Annotated in this window: 27 protein-coding genes; 2 read left to right on the top strand and 25 right to left on the bottom strand. The window is 38.7% G+C overall.

Annotated elements, in window-relative coordinates; genetic code table 11:
- Positions 1-85: 85 nt before the first annotated feature.
- Positions 86-304: a hypothetical protein gene (locus ILT06_RS30370; protein WP_000900298.1), complete on the bottom strand. Its 219-nt coding sequence runs from the start codon at positions 302-304 to the stop codon at positions 86-88.
- A 170-nt stretch (positions 305-474) separates the two neighbouring features.
- Here ILT06_RS30370 and pdaB point away from each other — a divergent pair, with 170 nt between their 5' ends.
- Positions 475-1,239 carry a polysaccharide deacetylase family sporulation protein PdaB gene (gene pdaB, locus ILT06_RS30365; protein WP_064475108.1) on the top strand — a complete coding sequence of 255 codons (765 nt, stop codon included), beginning with the start codon at positions 475-477 and terminating at the stop codon, positions 1,237-1,239.
- Between the two features lie 128 nt (positions 1,240-1,367).
- Here the strand turns inward: pdaB and kbaA are convergent, their stop codons facing one another.
- Positions 1,368-1,979, bottom strand: coding sequence for a KinB signaling pathway activation protein KbaA (gene kbaA, locus ILT06_RS30360; protein WP_046958112.1), 612 nt, complete (start codon positions 1,977-1,979; stop codon positions 1,368-1,370).
- A gap of 139 nt (positions 1,980-2,118) precedes the next feature.
- Between kbaA and gerD the strand changes: the two genes are divergently transcribed.
- Entirely contained in the window at positions 2,119-2,736 is a 618-nt protein-coding gene (gerD, locus tag ILT06_RS30355) for a spore germination protein GerD (protein ID WP_064475106.1), read from the top strand.
- A 56-nt stretch (positions 2,737-2,792) separates the two neighbouring features.
- Here the strand turns inward: gerD and ILT06_RS30350 are convergent, their stop codons facing one another.
- The 23 genes from ILT06_RS30350 to rplF all read right to left on the bottom strand — a co-directional run bounded on the left by ILT06_RS30350 (position 2,793) and on the right by rplF (position 17,360).
- The gene (locus ILT06_RS30350; RefSeq protein WP_064475105.1) at positions 2,793-3,860 is read right to left on the bottom strand and encodes an Mrp/NBP35 family ATP-binding protein; all 1,068 of its coding nucleotides are present in this window, start codon (positions 3,858-3,860) and stop codon (positions 2,793-2,795) included.
- A 143-nt stretch (positions 3,861-4,003) separates the two neighbouring features.
- A complete protein-coding gene (cwlD, locus tag ILT06_RS30345; RefSeq protein WP_000822446.1) occupies positions 4,004-4,717 on the bottom strand; it encodes an N-acetylmuramoyl-L-alanine amidase CwlD in 714 nt (237 codons plus the stop codon).
- A 66-nt stretch (positions 4,718-4,783) separates the two neighbouring features.
- Positions 4,784-5,212: a YbaK family protein gene (locus ILT06_RS30340; RefSeq protein WP_001101006.1), complete on the bottom strand. Its 429-nt coding sequence runs from the start codon at positions 5,210-5,212 to the stop codon at positions 4,784-4,786.
- 161 nt (positions 5,213-5,373) lie between these two features.
- Positions 5,374-5,766: a 30S ribosomal protein S9 gene (gene rpsI / locus ILT06_RS30335; RefSeq protein ID WP_000079986.1), complete on the bottom strand. Its 393-nt coding sequence runs from the start codon at positions 5,764-5,766 to the stop codon at positions 5,374-5,376.
- A 21-nt stretch (positions 5,767-5,787) separates the two neighbouring features.
- On the bottom strand, positions 5,788-6,225 hold the full coding sequence (rplM, locus tag ILT06_RS30330; protein WP_001260795.1) for a 50S ribosomal protein L13: 438 nt from the start codon (positions 6,223-6,225) through the stop codon (positions 5,788-5,790).
- A 152-nt stretch (positions 6,226-6,377) separates the two neighbouring features.
- Positions 6,378-7,121, bottom strand: a complete 744-nt coding sequence (gene truA, locus ILT06_RS30325; protein WP_002096935.1) for a tRNA pseudouridine(38-40) synthase TruA — start codon at positions 7,119-7,121, stop codon at positions 6,378-6,380.
- 14 nt (positions 7,122-7,135) lie between these two features.
- On the bottom strand, positions 7,136-7,930 hold the full coding sequence (locus ILT06_RS30320; protein WP_064475104.1) for an energy-coupling factor transporter transmembrane component T family protein: 795 nt from the start codon (positions 7,928-7,930) through the stop codon (positions 7,136-7,138).
- Positions 7,918-8,799 carry an energy-coupling factor ABC transporter ATP-binding protein gene (locus ILT06_RS30315; RefSeq protein WP_000406519.1) on the bottom strand — a complete coding sequence of 294 codons (882 nt, stop codon included), beginning with the start codon at positions 8,797-8,799 and terminating at the stop codon, positions 7,918-7,920. The genes ILT06_RS30320 and ILT06_RS30315 overlap by 13 nt, the downstream gene beginning before the upstream one ends.
- Entirely contained in the window at positions 8,775-9,617 is an 843-nt protein-coding gene (locus ILT06_RS30310) for an energy-coupling factor ABC transporter ATP-binding protein (protein ID WP_064475103.1), read from the bottom strand. The genes ILT06_RS30315 and ILT06_RS30310 overlap by 25 nt, the downstream gene beginning before the upstream one ends.
- 103 nt (positions 9,618-9,720) lie before the next feature.
- Complete coding sequence (gene rplQ, locus ILT06_RS30305; RefSeq protein WP_000331490.1) at positions 9,721-10,083, bottom strand: 50S ribosomal protein L17; 363 nt, start codon at positions 10,081-10,083, stop codon at positions 9,721-9,723.
- A 35-nt stretch (positions 10,084-10,118) separates the two neighbouring features.
- On the bottom strand, positions 10,119-11,063 hold the full coding sequence (locus tag ILT06_RS30300) for a DNA-directed RNA polymerase subunit alpha (protein WP_000569644.1): 945 nt from the start codon (positions 11,061-11,063) through the stop codon (positions 10,119-10,121).
- 180 nt (positions 11,064-11,243) lie between these two features.
- Positions 11,244-11,633, bottom strand: a complete 390-nt coding sequence (gene rpsK, locus ILT06_RS30295) for a 30S ribosomal protein S11 (protein WP_000101797.1) — start codon at positions 11,631-11,633, stop codon at positions 11,244-11,246.
- Between the two features lie 24 nt (positions 11,634-11,657).
- Complete coding sequence (gene rpsM, locus ILT06_RS30290) at positions 11,658-12,023, bottom strand: 30S ribosomal protein S13 (RefSeq protein ID WP_000090790.1); 366 nt, start codon at positions 12,021-12,023, stop codon at positions 11,658-11,660.
- A gap of 21 nt (positions 12,024-12,044) precedes the next feature.
- Positions 12,045-12,158 (bottom strand): 50S ribosomal protein L36, encoded by a 114-nt coding sequence (gene rpmJ / locus ILT06_RS30285; protein WP_000868344.1) that lies wholly within the window; start codon positions 12,156-12,158, stop codon positions 12,045-12,047.
- 35 nt (positions 12,159-12,193) lie between these two features.
- Positions 12,194-12,412 carry a translation initiation factor IF-1 gene (gene infA / locus ILT06_RS30280; protein ID WP_001029884.1) on the bottom strand — a complete coding sequence of 73 codons (219 nt, stop codon included), beginning with the start codon at positions 12,410-12,412 and terminating at the stop codon, positions 12,194-12,196.
- 68 nt (positions 12,413-12,480) lie between these two features.
- A complete protein-coding gene (map, locus tag ILT06_RS30275) occupies positions 12,481-13,227 on the bottom strand; it encodes a type I methionyl aminopeptidase (protein ID WP_000582542.1) in 747 nt (248 codons plus the stop codon).
- A complete protein-coding gene (locus ILT06_RS30270) occupies positions 13,227-13,877 on the bottom strand; it encodes an adenylate kinase (RefSeq protein WP_064475102.1) in 651 nt (216 codons plus the stop codon). Before ILT06_RS30270 ends, map begins: the two co-directional genes overlap by 1 nt.
- Positions 13,878-13,933: 56 nt before the next feature.
- Positions 13,934-15,235: a preprotein translocase subunit SecY gene (gene secY, locus ILT06_RS30265; protein ID WP_000490119.1), complete on the bottom strand. Its 1,302-nt coding sequence runs from the start codon at positions 15,233-15,235 to the stop codon at positions 13,934-13,936.
- Entirely contained in the window at positions 15,235-15,675 is a 441-nt protein-coding gene (gene rplO / locus ILT06_RS30260; RefSeq protein WP_000766083.1) for a 50S ribosomal protein L15, read from the bottom strand. The genes secY and rplO overlap by 1 nt, the downstream gene beginning before the upstream one ends.
- Positions 15,676-15,708: 33 nt before the next feature.
- A complete protein-coding gene (rpmD, locus tag ILT06_RS30255) occupies positions 15,709-15,891 on the bottom strand; it encodes a 50S ribosomal protein L30 (RefSeq protein WP_001085231.1) in 183 nt (60 codons plus the stop codon).
- 13 nt (positions 15,892-15,904) lie between these two features.
- The gene (gene rpsE, locus ILT06_RS30250; RefSeq protein ID WP_000554646.1) at positions 15,905-16,405 is read right to left on the bottom strand and encodes a 30S ribosomal protein S5; all 501 of its coding nucleotides are present in this window, start codon (positions 16,403-16,405) and stop codon (positions 15,905-15,907) included.
- A gap of 21 nt (positions 16,406-16,426) precedes the next feature.
- Positions 16,427-16,789 carry a 50S ribosomal protein L18 gene (gene rplR / locus ILT06_RS30245; RefSeq protein WP_000628818.1) on the bottom strand — a complete coding sequence of 121 codons (363 nt, stop codon included), beginning with the start codon at positions 16,787-16,789 and terminating at the stop codon, positions 16,427-16,429.
- Between the two features lie 31 nt (positions 16,790-16,820).
- Positions 16,821-17,360: a 50S ribosomal protein L6 gene (gene rplF, locus ILT06_RS30240; protein ID WP_064475101.1), complete on the bottom strand. Its 540-nt coding sequence runs from the start codon at positions 17,358-17,360 to the stop codon at positions 16,821-16,823.
- Positions 17,361-17,378 lie beyond the last annotated feature (18 nt).

Here is a 17,378-nt window from a genome sequence, read left to right as displayed (position 1 = left end):
CAATTTCTTTTTTGTCGTTTTCTGCGTTTCTGCATCAGCGACGGTTATTAATTTATCATATAATAACCATTAACGTCAACACTTTTTAATAAAAAGTTCTTTTCCTTACATAACGCATACATTCTTCTGCATTAGCGACTCTTCGAAACAAACAAAAAATGATTTTATATCTTTCTTCCATCGCCTTTTTTACAACGTCATGAATACGTTCATCTTCAAAATCAAATAAAAGTTCTTCTAACTCTCTCTTCAATATGTATTCCATTTCTTTTTTCTCTTCTTTCGTTAACATAAACCCAAGCAAATCATCACCTCAATCATTTCTTACAAAGCAATAAACGTTCCGCTCATTTTCCCTTATCAAAATCCTATCATTCATTATATCCACTGCTTACGATATTAATCCTTTGTTCTCTTTTTAATATATAAAGCATATATGTAACTGAAAAGGATTGGACAAAGGGGCGTAATATTATGTTTTTCTTTTTTATTACGAGTAAACGAGCTTTTAAACACATTAGCTTAATAGTGATACTTTCCTTATTTACAGCATGGCTTCTCTTTTTGAAAACATATTCACATGAATCTGCTTTTTCAACTGCGACAGGACCTAAAGTTATTTACAAAGGAGACACCTCTAAAAAACAAGTTGCATTCACGTTTGATATTAGTTGGGGAGACAAAAAAGCAATTCCAATCCTTGATACACTTAAAGAAAGAGACATTAAGAATGCAACCTTCTTCCTTTCTGCTGCATGGGCAGAAAGACACCCTGATGTTATTGAACGCATCATAAAAGATGGACATGAAATCGGTAGTATGGGTTATAATTACACGTCCTACACTTCTCTAGAGACAAATGAAATACGAAGAGATCTTTTACGAGCACAAGATGTTTTTACAAAACTCGGTGTGAAACAAGTCAAACTATTACGTCCACCTAGTGGAGACTTTAACAAAGCAACACTTAAAATAGCAGAATCACTCGGATACACCATCGTCCATTGGAGTAATAACTCAAACGACTGGAAAAACCCAGGTGTAAACAATATCGTTTCCAATGTCTCTACTAATTTAAAAGGTGGAGATATCGTCTTATTACATGCATCTGATTCTGCCCTCCAAACAAATAAAGCTTTACCACTGCTTCTGCAAAAATTAAAGAGTGACGGATATGAGCAAATATCGGTATCACAACTTATTTCTAACACAAGTACAAAAAGTGAAGATGTAAGGTAATTCTTTTCCCTCGTGCCTTCACACATAAAAAGCTCTACTACCTATCATTAAGGTAATAGAGCTTTTTTCATCCCGATATTTGCATTCGTACAACTACCCTCTGTATAAAAACCCAAAACCTCTCTTACTTAAGCCGACTTACTCGTCTTTCCAATTAAACGATGTAATATAAGTAACTGATATGCATTACATAATAAAAGTGGTATCACCATTAAATACAACCAATCTGTATCATTAATACGAAGCGCTGGTACCCACTCAAGAATTGTTACAACAACCATAAAGAACAAAGCGGGCACAAATGCCTTTCTATTTGTTTCTTTACTTTTTATGTAAGCAACAATCGCCCCAAACACAAATAACACACCAGCAACAAGTATGTTATTCCCTAACGAAACTTCCCCATTTGCAATCAATACGGATCTTAAGTACACGAAATCAAATAAAACGAATGCAATAAAGAAGAGCTGGACTGCATTCCATAAAGAAGGTGACCTGAACATCCCCAGTCCAAAACGATGGATTGTTAAATAGGCAAAGAACCCCATTTGACTTATAACACTAAAAATAAATCCTACACCCATCAACCAGAAGGAAACTGCTAAAATCTCCTTTCCGTCGAAATTTTGAAAAAATTTAGCGTACTTGTCCCACTCCAAAACAAACCCAATAATGACCGTGCTAATCCCACCAAGAAACAACGTCGTAAAAAATAGTCGTACCCACTTGCGGCTATTCACAACACATCCCCCATTATCCTTATATTTCTAATTAAATTGTATCAATGACAATTTCAAAAAGCTAGCCATGTTCATGTATAAATTCCTTAAAGATATTTATATTAAAAAGAGAGAACTGTGCTGAAAGGAGTTCCAACTTATGAAACGGATGCTGCTCGTTTTGACTTCTTCTTTTCTATTTCTTGTACTTGTAGCATGTGCACAAGAAAAAGAAGCAAAGTCCGAACTTGATTACGATCAAACAAAGAAAATGATTGTTGATATTTTAAAAACCGATCAAGGTAAGAAGGCTATTCAAGATGTATTAACTGATGAAAAAATGAAACAAGCACTCATACTAGATGAAACAGTAGTAAAGAAAACGATTGAAGATGCAATGGTATCCGACAAAGGGCAACAATTTTGGGAAAAGCTCTTTAAAGACCCTGAGTTCTCATCAAAGTTCGCTAAAAGTATGGGGAAAGAACAAACAACCTTAATGAAAACATTACTAAAAGACCCTGAATACCAAGCTGGCGTTATAGAAATTATGAAAAACCCAGAAGTAGAAAAAATGATGTTACAAACGATGAAGAGCAAAGAATACCGTCAATATTTACAACAAGTATTAACAGAAACTGCTGAAAGCCCACTCTTCCAAGCTAAGATGATTGACATTATTAGTAAAGGTGTAGAAAAAGCCGAAAAAAGTGGATCTGATAAAAAGGAAGCTGGCGGTGAAGGTGGTTCCCAAGACGGTAAAAAGGAACAGCAGTAAAAATAATGATTATAATAATGAGTGGACAATATATGTATTGTCCACTCGTTATTATTTTATTTTTGCGCAACAGCTATTTTATCAATCACTGTCTCAGCTATCGTGCGATAAATAAGGCCTGTCGTATGTGTATCTTCGTATACTGACGGCGCAAAGTCTTCTTTATTCCAATCAGGTTGTTGAAGCGGGATTCGGCCAAGTACTTCTGTTTGAAGTTCTGCAGCCAATTTATCTCCTCCACCTCTTCCAAACACATATTCTTTTTCACCAGTTGTTTTACTTTCAAAATACGCCATATTTTCAACAACGCCAAGAATGCTATGTTCTGTACGTAAAGCCATAGCTCCAGCACGCGCTGCTACAAATGCCGCTGTTGGATGTGGCGTTGTTACAATAATCTCTTTACAAGCCGGCAACATCGAATGCAAGTCTAGCGCAACATCACCTGTGCCCGGTGGTAAATCTAAAACTAAATAGTCTAAATCGCCCCATTCTACTTCTGTGAAGAAGTGATTTAACATTTTCCCAAGCATAGGTCCTCTCCAAATAACCGGTGCGTTATCCTCTACAAAGAATCCCATTGAGATTACCTTTACACCTAGACGCTCCACTGGAATAATTTTATCCCCTCTTACAACAGGACGTTTTTCTATCCCCATCATATCCGGTACGCTAAAACCATAAATATCGGCATCAATGATACCGACCTTTTTACCTAGACGAGCTAGAGCAATAGCAAGGTTAACAGAAACTGTTGATTTTCCGACTCCACCTTTTCCACTCGCTACTGCTAAAAATGTCGTTTTTGAATTTGGCGACAATAAAGATTCAGTTTGCTCTTCTTCCTGTTCCGGTGCAAACTGAGCTAATTCCTCTTCTGTAAATTCCGCAAAGCGAAGCCCTACTGTTGCTGCCCCTAGTTCTTTTACTAACTTTACAATTCCAGATTGCAATTGCATTTGTTCCGCTGTACCGGTTTTTACAATTGCAATTTTAACACTTACATGTTCCTTCTCAGGCTTGACTGTTACCTCTTTAATTGCCCCTGTTTCTTTTAACGTTTTATGTAAAAACGGATCTACAATCCCTTCTAACGCTTCCACTACTTGCTCTTTCGTTACCATAGTTAGCCCAGCCCCCTGTATGAAAAATAACGTAATGTTAATTAAATTTATCTCTCTTTATTTTTGAAATAAATGCGTTTACATTTCCAGTATAACATATTTTCGGAAAACTTCGTTAACGAGAGAAACTCAAAAAATCCTCCTTATTCTGGAGGATTTCCTTTTTCCGTGAAATAACGTAATATACCACGATATACTGCAGCCGCTACCTTTTGCTGATATTTCTCCGAATTTAACATATACCTTTCGTTTACATTCGATAAAAAGCCAGCTTCAATTAGAGCACCTGGTGTTTTCGCATACTTTAATAAATACACATGAGAAATTGTTTTAGCAGAACGATTCGTATTCTCTAAACTCGTTCTCAATTCAGCTTGTATAAATTTCGCAGCACGTTCATTTTCAACCGAAGAACGGTAGTAGAACGTTTGTGCGCCTTTCGATCCACTGCTAGTTAAAGCATTTAAATGAATGCTCGCAAAAAAGTCTACATCAGGTTTATTAATAATCTCTACACGCTTTTTTAAATCCTCTGCTTTACGTCTACTATATGATTTTGTATCTTTCTGAGCTAAATCATAATCTCCCTCACGTGTTAAAATAACTAGTGCACCTTGTTCTTGTAAATAATCTTGTACCTTCTTTGTAATCTCAAGCGTAATATCTTTTTCTATAATATCTTTTCCACCAACAGCCCCTCCGTCTGGCCCACCATGCCCAGCATCTAATACAATCACTTTCCCTGATAAGGGTAAATTCCAAGCTCGCCACGATTTTGTAATTTGAAATTCTTGTTTGACTAAAAAAAACAAAACAACCGCAGCGAGTGCAAAAGAGATAATTCGAATTCTCTTCATACCTTTCCTCCTCCAGCTAGTCCCTCTAATTACTTATATGGGACAAGAGGAAAGTTTATGCTTGTCTTAATGAAGCTTTAATCGATATCTTCTTTCACCTTTTTCATATCCTTCTTGCCACCATAAGCCAATAAACTGCTGACAAGATTCAAAAAGTAATTCCTCATCTTGTAACTTAATTTCCCGCATAGTCATGCTCGTTAAAAATTGGAATAATGTTTCCGTTAATTGTTGCTCTTCTTCTAAGGCTCTATATTTCACATCAAAGAATGATTCACCATAATAACCAAACTTACTGTATCTCGCTCCTAATAAATACGACTCTATCCCTAATTCAATACAGTAATCTTCATACTGACGATGAAGTTCCTGCATCTGAAAGGCATCCCTAATATTTGAACGTAATGTTTTTAATGATAATTCTCGCAGCATCTTCCGTTCATATTTCAACTGCTTTTCTTTTTGTTTTTCTTGTAAGCTGACAATGACATTCATAGTACTTATAAACCTCCCTAATACGTATTAGTCTAAACTTCTAAAGAAGAAGCATACGCGAGAGAATAGCACTAAAATATTCCAAACTACAAAATTACAAAAGAGGAATAAAACATAAAAAAACCCCAACCAAAATGGTTGGGGTTTGTAGTTCGCAAAAATTAACGTTTTGAGAACTGAGGTGCACGACGTGCGCCTTTAAGACCGTATTTTTTACGCTCTTTCATACGTGCGTCACGAGTTAATAGACCTGCACGTTTTAGTGTTAGACGGTATTCTGGATCAGCTTTTAATAAAGCGCGAGAAATACCGTGACGAATAGCACCAGCTTGACCAGTGTATCCACCACCATTTACGTTTACAAGTACATCGTAGTTACCTAAAGTTTCTGTTGCAACTAGAGGTTGTTTCACTACTTCACGTAATGCAGCAAATGGGATATAGTTTTCAAAATCACGACCGTTAATGATAACGCGTCCTTCGCCTGGAACTAGGCGTACGCGCGCTACTGAACTCTTACGACGTCCAGTGCCATAGTATTGAACCTGTGCCAAAGTAAGCCCTCCTTTAATTGATTATCCGCGAAGTTCGTAAACTTCTGGTTTTTGTGCTTGGTGTGGATGCTCTGCTCCAGCATACACGTTTAATTTCTTAGATACTTGACGTCCTAAACGTCCTTTTGGAAGCATCCCTTTAATTGCAAGCTCTAACATTTGTACAGGGTAGTTTGTACGCATTTCTAGAGCTGTTCTTTGCTTAAGTCCACCTGGGTGGTTAGTGTGACGGTAGTAAATTTTATCGTTTAATTTATTACCTGTTAAATGAATTTTCTCAGCGTTAATAATAATTACATGATCACCCGTGTCAACGTGTGGTGTAAATGTAGGTTTGTTTTTACCGCGTAAAATAGATGCTACTTCAGTAGATAGGCGACCTAAAGTTTGACCTTCAGCATCAACCACATACCATTTACGCTCAACTTCGTTAGCTTTTGCCATAAAAGTCGTACGCATGTGTTTCCCTCCTCGTTATCTTTTCCATAGAAAAAATCTATTGTTTATCTTAAACACGATTTCCTTCCGGGGCTAATCGTGGTTTTAGAAACAATACCATATGTTATGATATACTTTTGAGTTTCTAATGTCAAGCAAATGTTACACCAGGATTAGTTGTTATAGTTTACCTGCCATAAGTAAAGTCCATGACCTGGAGCCATCTTTCCAGCAAACTGACGATTTTGTTTCGCTAAAATCTCTGGAATGCTATCAGGATCAAGCTTTCCTTGCCCTACGCTCAGTAACGTACCAACAATAATTCTGACCATATTATATAAAAATCCATTACCTACAAAACGAAAAATTAATTCATCGCCTTGCTCAATTAACTCAATTTCATAAATCGTTCGCACTTTATCTTTTTTGTCAGTTTTTGCCGAACAAAAAGAAGTGAAATCATGCGTTCCAATAAAATAAGGAATCGCTTTTCTTATAGAGCTTATTTCGAGCGGATATGGATATTGATATACGTAATTTCTACGGAATACATCCGCAGTCTTTGATAATAATACACGATAACGATATTCTTTTCTCTCGACACCGTAACGCGCATGAAATTCTTCTGTTTTTTTCTCTACCTGTCTGATAACAATATCATCTGGCAACATTGTGTTTAATGCATTACTCCATTGCCACTCTTCAAGAGACAACGGTGTATCAAAGTGTATGACTTGTCCTTTGGCGTGAACGGTAGAATCCGTTCTGCCCGATGCCTGAACACGAACAAGTTCTCCTTTATGCAATTTCTGCAAAGCTTTCTCAATCTCTTGTTGAACAGTACGATGCTGCGGCTGAATTTGATAACCACAAAAATGCATGCCATCATATGCAACCGTACATTTTATTCTATCCATTTCTCTATTCTCCATTACGATCGCACCCATGCCAAAATACAAGCTAAACAAAGTAAGCTTATAATCGTTACTGTATCGCTTGTTTTCCAGCGTAGTTGCCTAAATTTAGTACGTCCTTCGCCATTTTGATACCCACGTGCTTCCATAGCAATCGCTAAGTCCTCAGCACGCTTAAAAGCACTGATAAATAGAGGAACGAGTAGTGAGATAATAGCTTTCATCCTATCTTTTATCGGTCCTCCTGCGAAATCAATACCACGTGAAGCTTGTGCCTTCATTATTTTACTCGTTTCATCCATTAATGTCGGAATAAAACGAAGAGAAATTGACATCATTAATGCGATTTCATGAACAGGAACTTTTATACGTTTCAACGGCTTTAATAACGTCTCCAAACCATCTGTAATCTCAATAGGTGTCGTCGTTAACGTTAATAATGTCGTCATTAAAATAATAACGAAGAATCGTATAGAAATGTATATCCCTTGCTCTAATCCTTTTTCATGTATCGAAAACCAACCAAGCTGGAATAGTACTTCCCCTTCTTTATTTGTAAAAATATGCAGGAAAAATGTAAAAAGAAAAATCCATAGAATTGGTTTTAAGCCCGAAAGTACATAACGAATCGGCACTTTTGCAAAAAATAAAGCAATGAGTGCATATAAAAATAAAAATCCATATGAAATCGCATTATTTGCTAAGAAAACAACAAATACATATAAAAAGACAATCAGCAGCTTCGTACGTGGGTCGAGTTGATGAATAAGAGACTTCCCTGGAATATATCTTCCAATAATCAACTGCTGCATGATTCATGACCACCTTTTCGTAACACCTGCACAACTTCATGAGTAAGATCCTCTAAAGATAAGGTAGCCTTTGGGATTGAAATGCCAAACTTCTCTTCAATTGCACGTTTATACTTTAAAGACATAGGAAGATCCACGCCAATTTTCTCTAGTTCATCAGCATGTGAAAATACTTCCTCTGCACTTCCTTGCAAAAAGACCGTTCCTTTATGCATGACTACAATCTGCTCCGCATACTTAGCAGCATCCTCCATATTATGTGTTACTAGGATAACTGTAAGACCTTTTTCCTTATGCAGCTTATAAAACATCTCCATAAGTTCATTCTGCCCTTTTGGATCTAGTCCTGCTGTAGGTTCATCTAATACAAGCACTTCGGGTTCCATCGCCAATACACCCGCTATCGCAACACGCCTCATTTGCCCACCACTTAACTCAAACGGTGAACGTGTTAACAGTTCCGGCTCTAACCCTACAAGTTCAATTGCCTCTCTTGCCTTTTGCTTCGCTTCTTCTACAGATACCCCAAAATTAGTAGGGCCGAAACAAATATCTTTCTCCACAGTCTCTTCAAACAACTGATGTTCTGGGAATTGAAAGACAACCCCTACCTTTTTACGTAGTGGCTTTAGCTTTTTTTCTTTCTTTCCTGCCGAAATGAAATGTTCACCAATTTGAACTGTGCCATTCGTCGGCTGCAATAAACCATTTAAATGTTGAATCATCGTCGACTTACCTGAACCAGTATGACCGATAATGGCATAATAGCCCCCACTTGGAAACGACACGTCTACATCATAAAGTGCGCGTCTTTCAAATGGAGTTTTATATTGATAACGATGTTCTACTTTTTGGAATGTAATCTCCAAAGTTCGTTCACCAAGCTTTCCATTGTAAGATGCGTATTTTGCAAGAGAATTTCATTTCTTTTTAATAATTCTGCTATTTTCACTGAAAAGGGTACATCTAATCCAATTTCTTGGAGCATATGAGAGGACTTGAAGATTTGCTTTGGAGTCCCTTCCTCTAATATTTCTCCCTTATTTAAAATAATGACACGGTCTGATTGTGCCGCTTCTTCTAAATCGTGCGTAATTGATAACACGGTAATACCTTTTTGATTAACAAGTTGTCTAACCGTTTCTACTACTTCACGTCTCCCTTGAGGATCTAGCATTGACGTTGCTTCATCTAATATCAAAATAGATGGCTGAAGTGCTAAAACGCCTGCTATTGCCACTCGCTGCTTTTGCCCACCAGATAACGAATGAGGTTCATCATTAAGAAAATCTTCCATACGGACAAGTTTGAGGGCCTGATCTAATCTTTCTACCATTTTCTCTCTTGGCATTCCGATATTCTCTAAGCCAAAGACAACGTCGTCTTGCACTGTCGTTCCAACAAATTGATTATCTGGATTTTGAAATACCATACCAATTTGTTTTCGAACATCCCATACCGTTTCCTCAGATAAAACCATTGTATCATTTACTGTAATAGTCCCTGTTTCCGGCAAAAACAAACCATTCAATAATTTTGCAAGTGTAGACTTCCCTGAACCGTTTTGTCCAATAACAGATACCCATTCTCCCTCATACAAGGAAAATGAAACATCTTTTAATGCATAAGTGGCTGCCCCAGGATATTGAAATGATATATTTTCTGTCCGAAGTTTCTCTTTTTTCAATACAAGGCACCCTTTCCTTCGCCAAGTTAGCCTATTTTTATATTTAAAAAAAAGGGCCATGACCAGTTTCTTGAAAAGAACTGTCCTGCCCTTTTAATTATCATTATACTAACTCGATAATTACCATTGGTGCTGCGTCTCCGCGACGTGGACCAATTTTTGCAATACGAGTGTATCCGCCTTGGCGCTCAGCATAGCGTGGAGCTACATCAGCGAATAATTTTTGAAGTGCATCTTGACCAGTCTCAGCGTTAGCTACTTCATTGCGAATGAAAGCTGCTGCTTGACGACGAGCGTGAAGATCTCCGCGTTTACCTAAAGTGATCATTTTTTCCACTACAGAACGAAGTTCTTTTGCACGAGTTTCTGTCGTTTGGATGCGCTCGTTGATAATTAAATCAGTAGCTAAATCACGTAACATAGCTTTACGTTGCGCACTTGTACGGCCTAATTTTCTGTATGCCATTCGTAGTTCCCTCCTTTGTTGATGGGTTTAAATCCTCAGTCGTCTTTACGTAAACCTAAACCTAATTCCTCAAGTTTATGTTTAACTTCTTCTAAGGATTTACGTCCTAAGTTACGAACTTTCATCATATCTTCTTCTGTTTTGTTCGCAAGCTCTTGTACAGTATTAATTCCTGCACGTTTTAGGCAATTATAAGAACGAACAGAAAGATCTAGTTCTTCGATAGTCATCTCAAGAACTTTCTCTTTTTGATCTTCTTCCTTCTCGACCATAATCTCAGCATTTTGTGCTTCATCAGTTAAACCAACAAAGATATTTAAATGCTCAGTTAAGATTTTGGCACCTAAAGAGATAGCTTCTTTTGGCCCGATGCTTCCATCCGTCCATACATCAAGCGTAAGCTTATCATAATTAGCCACTTGTCCGACACGTGTCTTTTCCACTTGGTAAGTCACACGTGATACTGGAGTATAAATAGAATCAATAGGAATTACTCCTATTGGTTGATCTTCGCTTTTATTTGCATCAGCTGGCGTATACCCACGGCCACGCTTTGCAGTTAAACGCATGCGGAAATGCGCATTTTTTGCTAACGTTGCAATGTGTAAATCTGGATTTAAGATTTCTACATCACTATCATGAGTAATATCAGCAGCTGTGACAATACCTTCGCCCTGCACATCAATTTCCAACGTCTTCTCTTCTTCAGAGTAGATTTTAAGAGCTAACTTTTTCAAGTTTAAGATGATCGTCGTAACGTCTTCTACTACGCCCTCAACTGTTGAAAATTCATGTAATACGCCATCGATTTGGATAGCAGTAACAGCGGCACCAGGGAGTGAGGATAAAAGAATACGACGTAAGGAGTTACCCAAAGTAGTACCATATCCACGCTCAAGCGGTTCAATTACGAATTTACCATATTTAGCATCTTCGTTAAGTTCAACCGTTTCGATTTTCGGCTTTTCGATTTCAATCATTAACTAAACCCTCCTTCAAAACGTCGAAACCCCGGTTAAACAAAGGGATACCCCCTGTCTAACCGAAAGTCCCCCTTAGGCAGTTCCCGATTGTGCACAACAAGCGATGTTTCTGTACGAAATTTCTCGATAATGCATCATATCCATTATAGACAAAAGGGAAAATTCTATACAGAAAAATTACACACGACGACGTTTTGGTGGACGACATCCATTATGAGGAACTGGAGTAACATCTCTAATTGCTGTTACTTCTAGACCTGCAGCTTGAAGAGCACGAATTGCAGCTTCACGACCAGCACCAGGACCTTTAACAGTAACCTCTAAAGTTTTTAAACCGTGCTCCATTGCAACTTTAGCAGCAGCTTCAGCAGCCATTTGCGCAGCGAATGGAGTAGACTTACGAGATCCACGGAAACCAAGTGCACCAGCACTAGACCAAGAAAGTGCGTTACCATGAGTATCTGTAAGTGTTACGATTGTGTTGTTGAAAGTAGAACGAATATGAGCTATACCAGCTTCAATATTCTTTTTCACACGTTTTTTACGAGTGTTTGTTTTACGTGCCATTGTTAGTTCAACCTCCTTTACTTATTATTTCTTTTTATTTGCTACTGTACGACGTGGACCTTTACGTGTACGAGCATTGTTTTTAGAGTTTTGACCACGAACTGGTAAACCACGACGGTGACGAAGACCACGGTAAGAACCGATCTCCATTAGACGTTTAATGTTAAGAGATACTTCACGACGAAGGTCTCCCTCAACTTTAATACGATCGATGATATCACGGATACGTCCTAGTTCGTCTTCCGTTAAATCACGAACTCGTGTTTCTGAAGAAATACCAGCTTCAGTTAGAATTTTTTCAGCAGTTGTGCGACCAATGCCGAATACGTAAGTTAAAGAAATAACAACGCGTTTGTCTCGAGGAATATCTACACCTGCGATACGTGCCATTCTGAATGCACCTCCTTCTGATTAACCTTGTTTTTGTTTATGTTTAGGGTTTTCACAAATAACCATTACTTTTCCACGTCTACGAATAACTTTACATTTTTCGCAGATTGGTTTAACTGACGGTCTTACTTTCATGTCTCGAACCTCCTTAAAGATTACGGAGTGCTATATTATTTAAAACGGTACGTAATACGACCACGATTTAAATCGTACGGAGATAATTCTACCGTAACTTTGTCTCCTGGTAAAATACGAATGAAGTTCATACGGATTTTACCAGAAACGTGAGCCAATACGACATGCCCATTCTCTAATTCTACTTTGAACATAGCATTTGGCAACGTTTCAAGAACGGTACCTTCGACTTCAATTACATCATCTTTAGCCATTCAATAGTTCTCCCTTCTTCAAATCAGTAACATTTTACACTGCTCTGAAATCCCGGAGAGCCAGCTACTTATAAAGTGGTAAGGATTTCGTATCCTGCTTCTGTAAGAGCAATCGTGTGCTCAAAGTGTGCACACCATTTACCATCTACCGTTACCACTGTCCAGTCATCAGATAGTGTTTTTACATATCGTCTTCCTTGATTCACCATCGGCTCAACACAGATGACCATTCCCGGCTTTAATCTAGGGCCTCTATTTGGTGGACCATAGTGCGGGATTTGAGGGTCCTCATGTAAGTCTTGCCCGATTCCGTGACCAACATACTCCCTAACGATCGAGAACCCATTCTCTTCAGCATGGGTTTGAACCGCATGTGAGATATTTGATAATCTTTCGCCTGGTTTTACTTGTTCTAGACCAAGATACAACGATTTTTCTGTGACATCAAGTAGCTTTTGAACAGATTCAGAAATGTTTCCAACTGGATACGTCCATGCAGAATCTCCATGGTACCCATTGTATTTCGCACCAATATCGATACTGATGATATCGCCCTCTTCGAGCTTGCGCTTCCCTGGAATTCCGTGTACAAGCTCTTCATTTACAGAAGCACATATGCTCCCCGGAAATCCGTTGTATCCTTTAAAAGATGGCGTAGCACCATATTTTCGAATCGTCTTTTCCGCTATTTGATCGAGCTCTTTCGTTGTAATTCCTGGAGTAATATGCTGTTTCAACTCTTGATGAGTTAAAGCAACGATCCTGCCAGCTTCTCGCATGATTTCTATCTCGCGAGGAGTTTTGCAGATGATCATTACGCTAAGCCTCCGATGAGAACATCGATATCAGCAAATACTTTATTGATATCTTGCTCACCATTAATGCTTTGTAAGTAACCAAGCTCTTCGTAGAAATCAAGCAAAGGTTTTGTTTGCTTAATATTTACCTCTAAACGATTTGCCACAGTTTCTTCATTGTCATCAGAGCGTTGATATAATTCGCCACCACATTTATCGCACACATCAGCTTTTGCTGGCGGATTGAATTCTAAGTGGTAAGTCGCACCGCACTCTTTACAAATGCGACGGCCTGTAAGGCGTGTTAATAACAACCCTGAATCCACATTAATGTTTAAAACATAGTCGATTTTTTTACCAAGATCTTTCATAATCTCTTCAAGAGCTGATGCTTGTGCAACAGTTCGTGGGAAACCGTCTAGTAAGAAACCTCTTACGCAGTCTTCCTGACTTAAACGTTCACGAACGATTCCGATTGTAACTTCATCTGGAACAAGTGCACCTTTATCAATAAAAGATTTTGCTTGTAGACCCATTTCAGTTTCAGCCTTCATAGCTGCACGGAACATATCTCCTGTTGAAATGTGAGGGATGTTATACTTGGCAACAATCTGTTCGGCTTGTGTACCTTTACCAGCACCAGGAAGCCCCATTAAAATTAAGTTCATCCTTGTTCCCCCTCAGAGTACATGAGCATGTAGGGAAGACGATTCTTCCCACTTACTCATTGCTTGATAAACCCTTTGTAATGGCGTTTTACCAGTTGGCTTTCTAGCTGCTTCATTGTTTCTAAAGCAACGCCGACAACGATTAACATACTCGTTCCACCAATCTGTGCAGATGGAGGAAGATTTCCCAATTTCGTAAAGATAACTGGTAAGATTGCAATCGCTGCTAGGAAAATTGATCCTACAAAGGTCAAACGATACAAGATTTTTGTTAGATATTGTTCCGTATTCTTACCCGGACGAATACCTGGAACATATCCACCTTGTTTGTTTAGATTCTCTGACATTTGCTCTGGATTAACCTGAACAAACGCATAGAAATATGTGAAGGCTACAATGAGCGCAACATATATGATCATTCCCACTGGGTGAGAATAGTTAAAGTTTGCAATGATCCACTGCGATACATCATGATTCGGGAAGAACTGTGCAATAGTTGGAGGCGTAATTAAGAATGAAACAGCAAAAATGACTGGAATAACACCCGCACTATTTACCTTAAGCGGTAAATGTGTGTTTTGTGCTCCAGCATGATTCCCATTCCCTCCTGTTACACGCTTCGCATATTGAATTGGGATCTTTCTAACAGCCTGTTGAATGAAAATAACACCAACAATAACCGCTAGCACAGCTAGTAAGATCAATGCAACTTTAACGATACTCATGAACAATTGATCTCCGATATTTTGAAACTGTTGTTGATACACTTGAGATATAACACTTGGGATCGCTGCGGCAATACCGCCAAAGATAAGGATGGAAATACCATTACCTACACCTTTAGCTGTAATCTGTTCACCTAACCACATTAAAAATGCAGTACCAGCAGTCAGTACCGTAGCAATGTATAAATAAGTGCTCCAACCAGGATTCAAAATTAATTGCCCACCTACCATACCGTTAAAACCGATTGACATACCAAACCCCTGAATAAACGCAAGAACAATTGTAAAATAACGCGTGAATTGCGTTAGTTTACGACGGCCCATTTCACCTTGCTTCGACCATTCCGAAAATTTAGGAACAACATCCATCTGCAATAATTGCACGATGATGGATGCTGTAATATACGGCATGATTCCCATCGCAAAGATGGAGAAGTTTTTCAAGGCGCCACCGCCAAATGTATTTAGGATACCTAAGGCATTTAATTGATCTTGTGCTTTCAGTACGTCTCCATTTGTAAATGGCACTGGGATAAACGTGCCAATCCTGAATACGATTAACATCGCTAAAGTGAATAATATTTTACGTCTTATCTCAGCAACGCGCATAAAGTTGGAGATTGTACGAAACATTAGATCACCTCAACTGATCCGCCAGCTGCTTCAATTGCTTCTTTAGCACTTGAAGAGAACTTGTGCGCTTTAACAGTTAATTTTTTCTCTACTGCGCCGCTTGCAAGAATTTTAACACCGTCGTTTAACTTGCTGATAACGCCAGTTTCCAGCAATAATTCAGGTGTTACTTCTGTACCATCTTCAAAACGATTTAACGTTGATAAGTTTACAATAGTAAACTCTTTACGGTTAATGTTTGTGAAGCCGCGTTTTGGTAAACGACGGAATAATGGAGTTTGACCACCTTCGAAGCCAAGACGAACACCGCCACCAGAACGTGCGTTTTGTCCTTTATGACCTTTACCAGCAGTTTTACCGTTACCAGAACCGATACCACGACCGACACGGTTACGTACTTTACGAGAACCTTCTGCAGGTTTTAATTCATGAAGTTTCATTCCCAGGCACCTCCTTATATTAATGAGTTATCCTTAAGCTTCTTTTACAGTTATAAGGTGAGAAACTTTGTTGATCATACCAAGAATAGCAGGAGTTTCTTCCTTAACTACAGTTGAATTCAACTTTTTAAGACCTAAAGCTTCTACCGTCGCACGTTGATCTTGTGGACGACCAATTACACTACGAGTGAGGGTAATTTCTAACTTTTTCGCCATTTGTTTTCCCTCCTTAACCTAGTAGCTCTTCTACAGATTTACCGCGTAATTTTGCAACATCTTCAGCGCGCTTAAGTTCGCTTAATCCGTTCACAGTAGCGCGAATCATGTTGATTGGTGTGTTAGAACCAAGAGATTTCGAAAGAATATCTTGTACACCAGCTAATTCAAGTACCGCACGAACAGGTCCACCAGCAATAACACCAGTACCTTCAGCAGCAGGTTTTAAGAATACTTCACCAGCTCCAAAATGACCGTTGATTGTGTGTGGAATTGTTGTACCAACTAATGGTACAGCGATTAAGTTTTTCTTAGCGTCTTCGATAGCTTTGCGGATTGCGTCTGGTACCTCTTGTGCTTTACCAGTACCGAATCCAACATGACCGTTTTTATCGCCAACTACAACTAGTGCAGCAAAGCGGAAACGACGACCACCCTTAACAACTTTCGCGACACGATTTATCGTAACTACACGTTCTTCAAGTTCTAATTTACTTGGGTCAATGCGATGCATCAATTTTCCCTCCTTTGACCATTAAAATTGTAATCCAGCCTCACGAGCAGCCTCAGCTAGAGCTTTAACACGGCCATGGTATAAGTAACCACCGCGATCGAATACTACTTCTTTAACGCCTTTCTCTACAGCACGCTTAGCAACTGATTCTCCTACTTTCGTAGCAGCTTCAGTATTGCTAGTACCGTTAAGAGCAAGGTCTTTATCAAGAGTAGATGCACTTACTAACGTTACACCATTTACATCATCAATAACTTGAGCGTAAATATGTTGGTTAGAACGGAACACGTTTAAACGTGGACGTTCTGCAGTACCAGTAAGTTTAGCACGTACACGTGCATGTCTTTTCTTACGAGTCGCATTTTTATCAGCTTTAGTGATCATTCTTGTCACTCCTTTCTCTCACCTAACGGGTTTACTTAGCAGTTTTACCTTCTTTACGACGAACAACTTCGCCTTCGTAACGAATACCTTTACCTTTATAAGGCTCAGGAGCACGTACAGCACGGATGTTAGCAGCAAATTCGCCAACACGTTGCTTGTCGATACCTTTGATTACGATTTTAGTTGGTACAGGTACTTCAACTTCAAGACCTGCTTCCGGAGTCATTTCTACTGGATGAGAATAACCTACGCTTAAAACAAGTTTATCTCCTTGTTTTTGAGCACGGTAACCAACACCGACTAATTCAAGTCCGCGTGCGAAACCTGCAGTTACACCTTCAACCATGTTTCCGATTAAAGCACGAGTTGTACCGTGTAATGCACGGTGTTCCTTCTGTTCAGATGGACGCTCAACTGTTAGTGTATTTTCTTCAATTTTGATAGACATATCAGCATTGAATTTACGAGTTAATTCACCTTTAGGGCCTTTTACTGTTACAGTATTGTCTTCTGCAATTGTAATAGTAACACCTGCAGGGATTTCAAGAATCTTTTTACCAATACGAGACATGTGGTCACACCTCCGTTC

It is taken from the genome of Bacillus sp. 17RED48 (assembly GCF_019837545.1).
In the GTDB taxonomy this organism is placed as follows: Bacteria; Bacillota; Bacilli; order Bacillales; family Bacillaceae_G; genus Bacillus_A; species Bacillus_A wiedmannii.
This window is presented reverse-complemented; position numbering and strand designations above follow the sequence as displayed.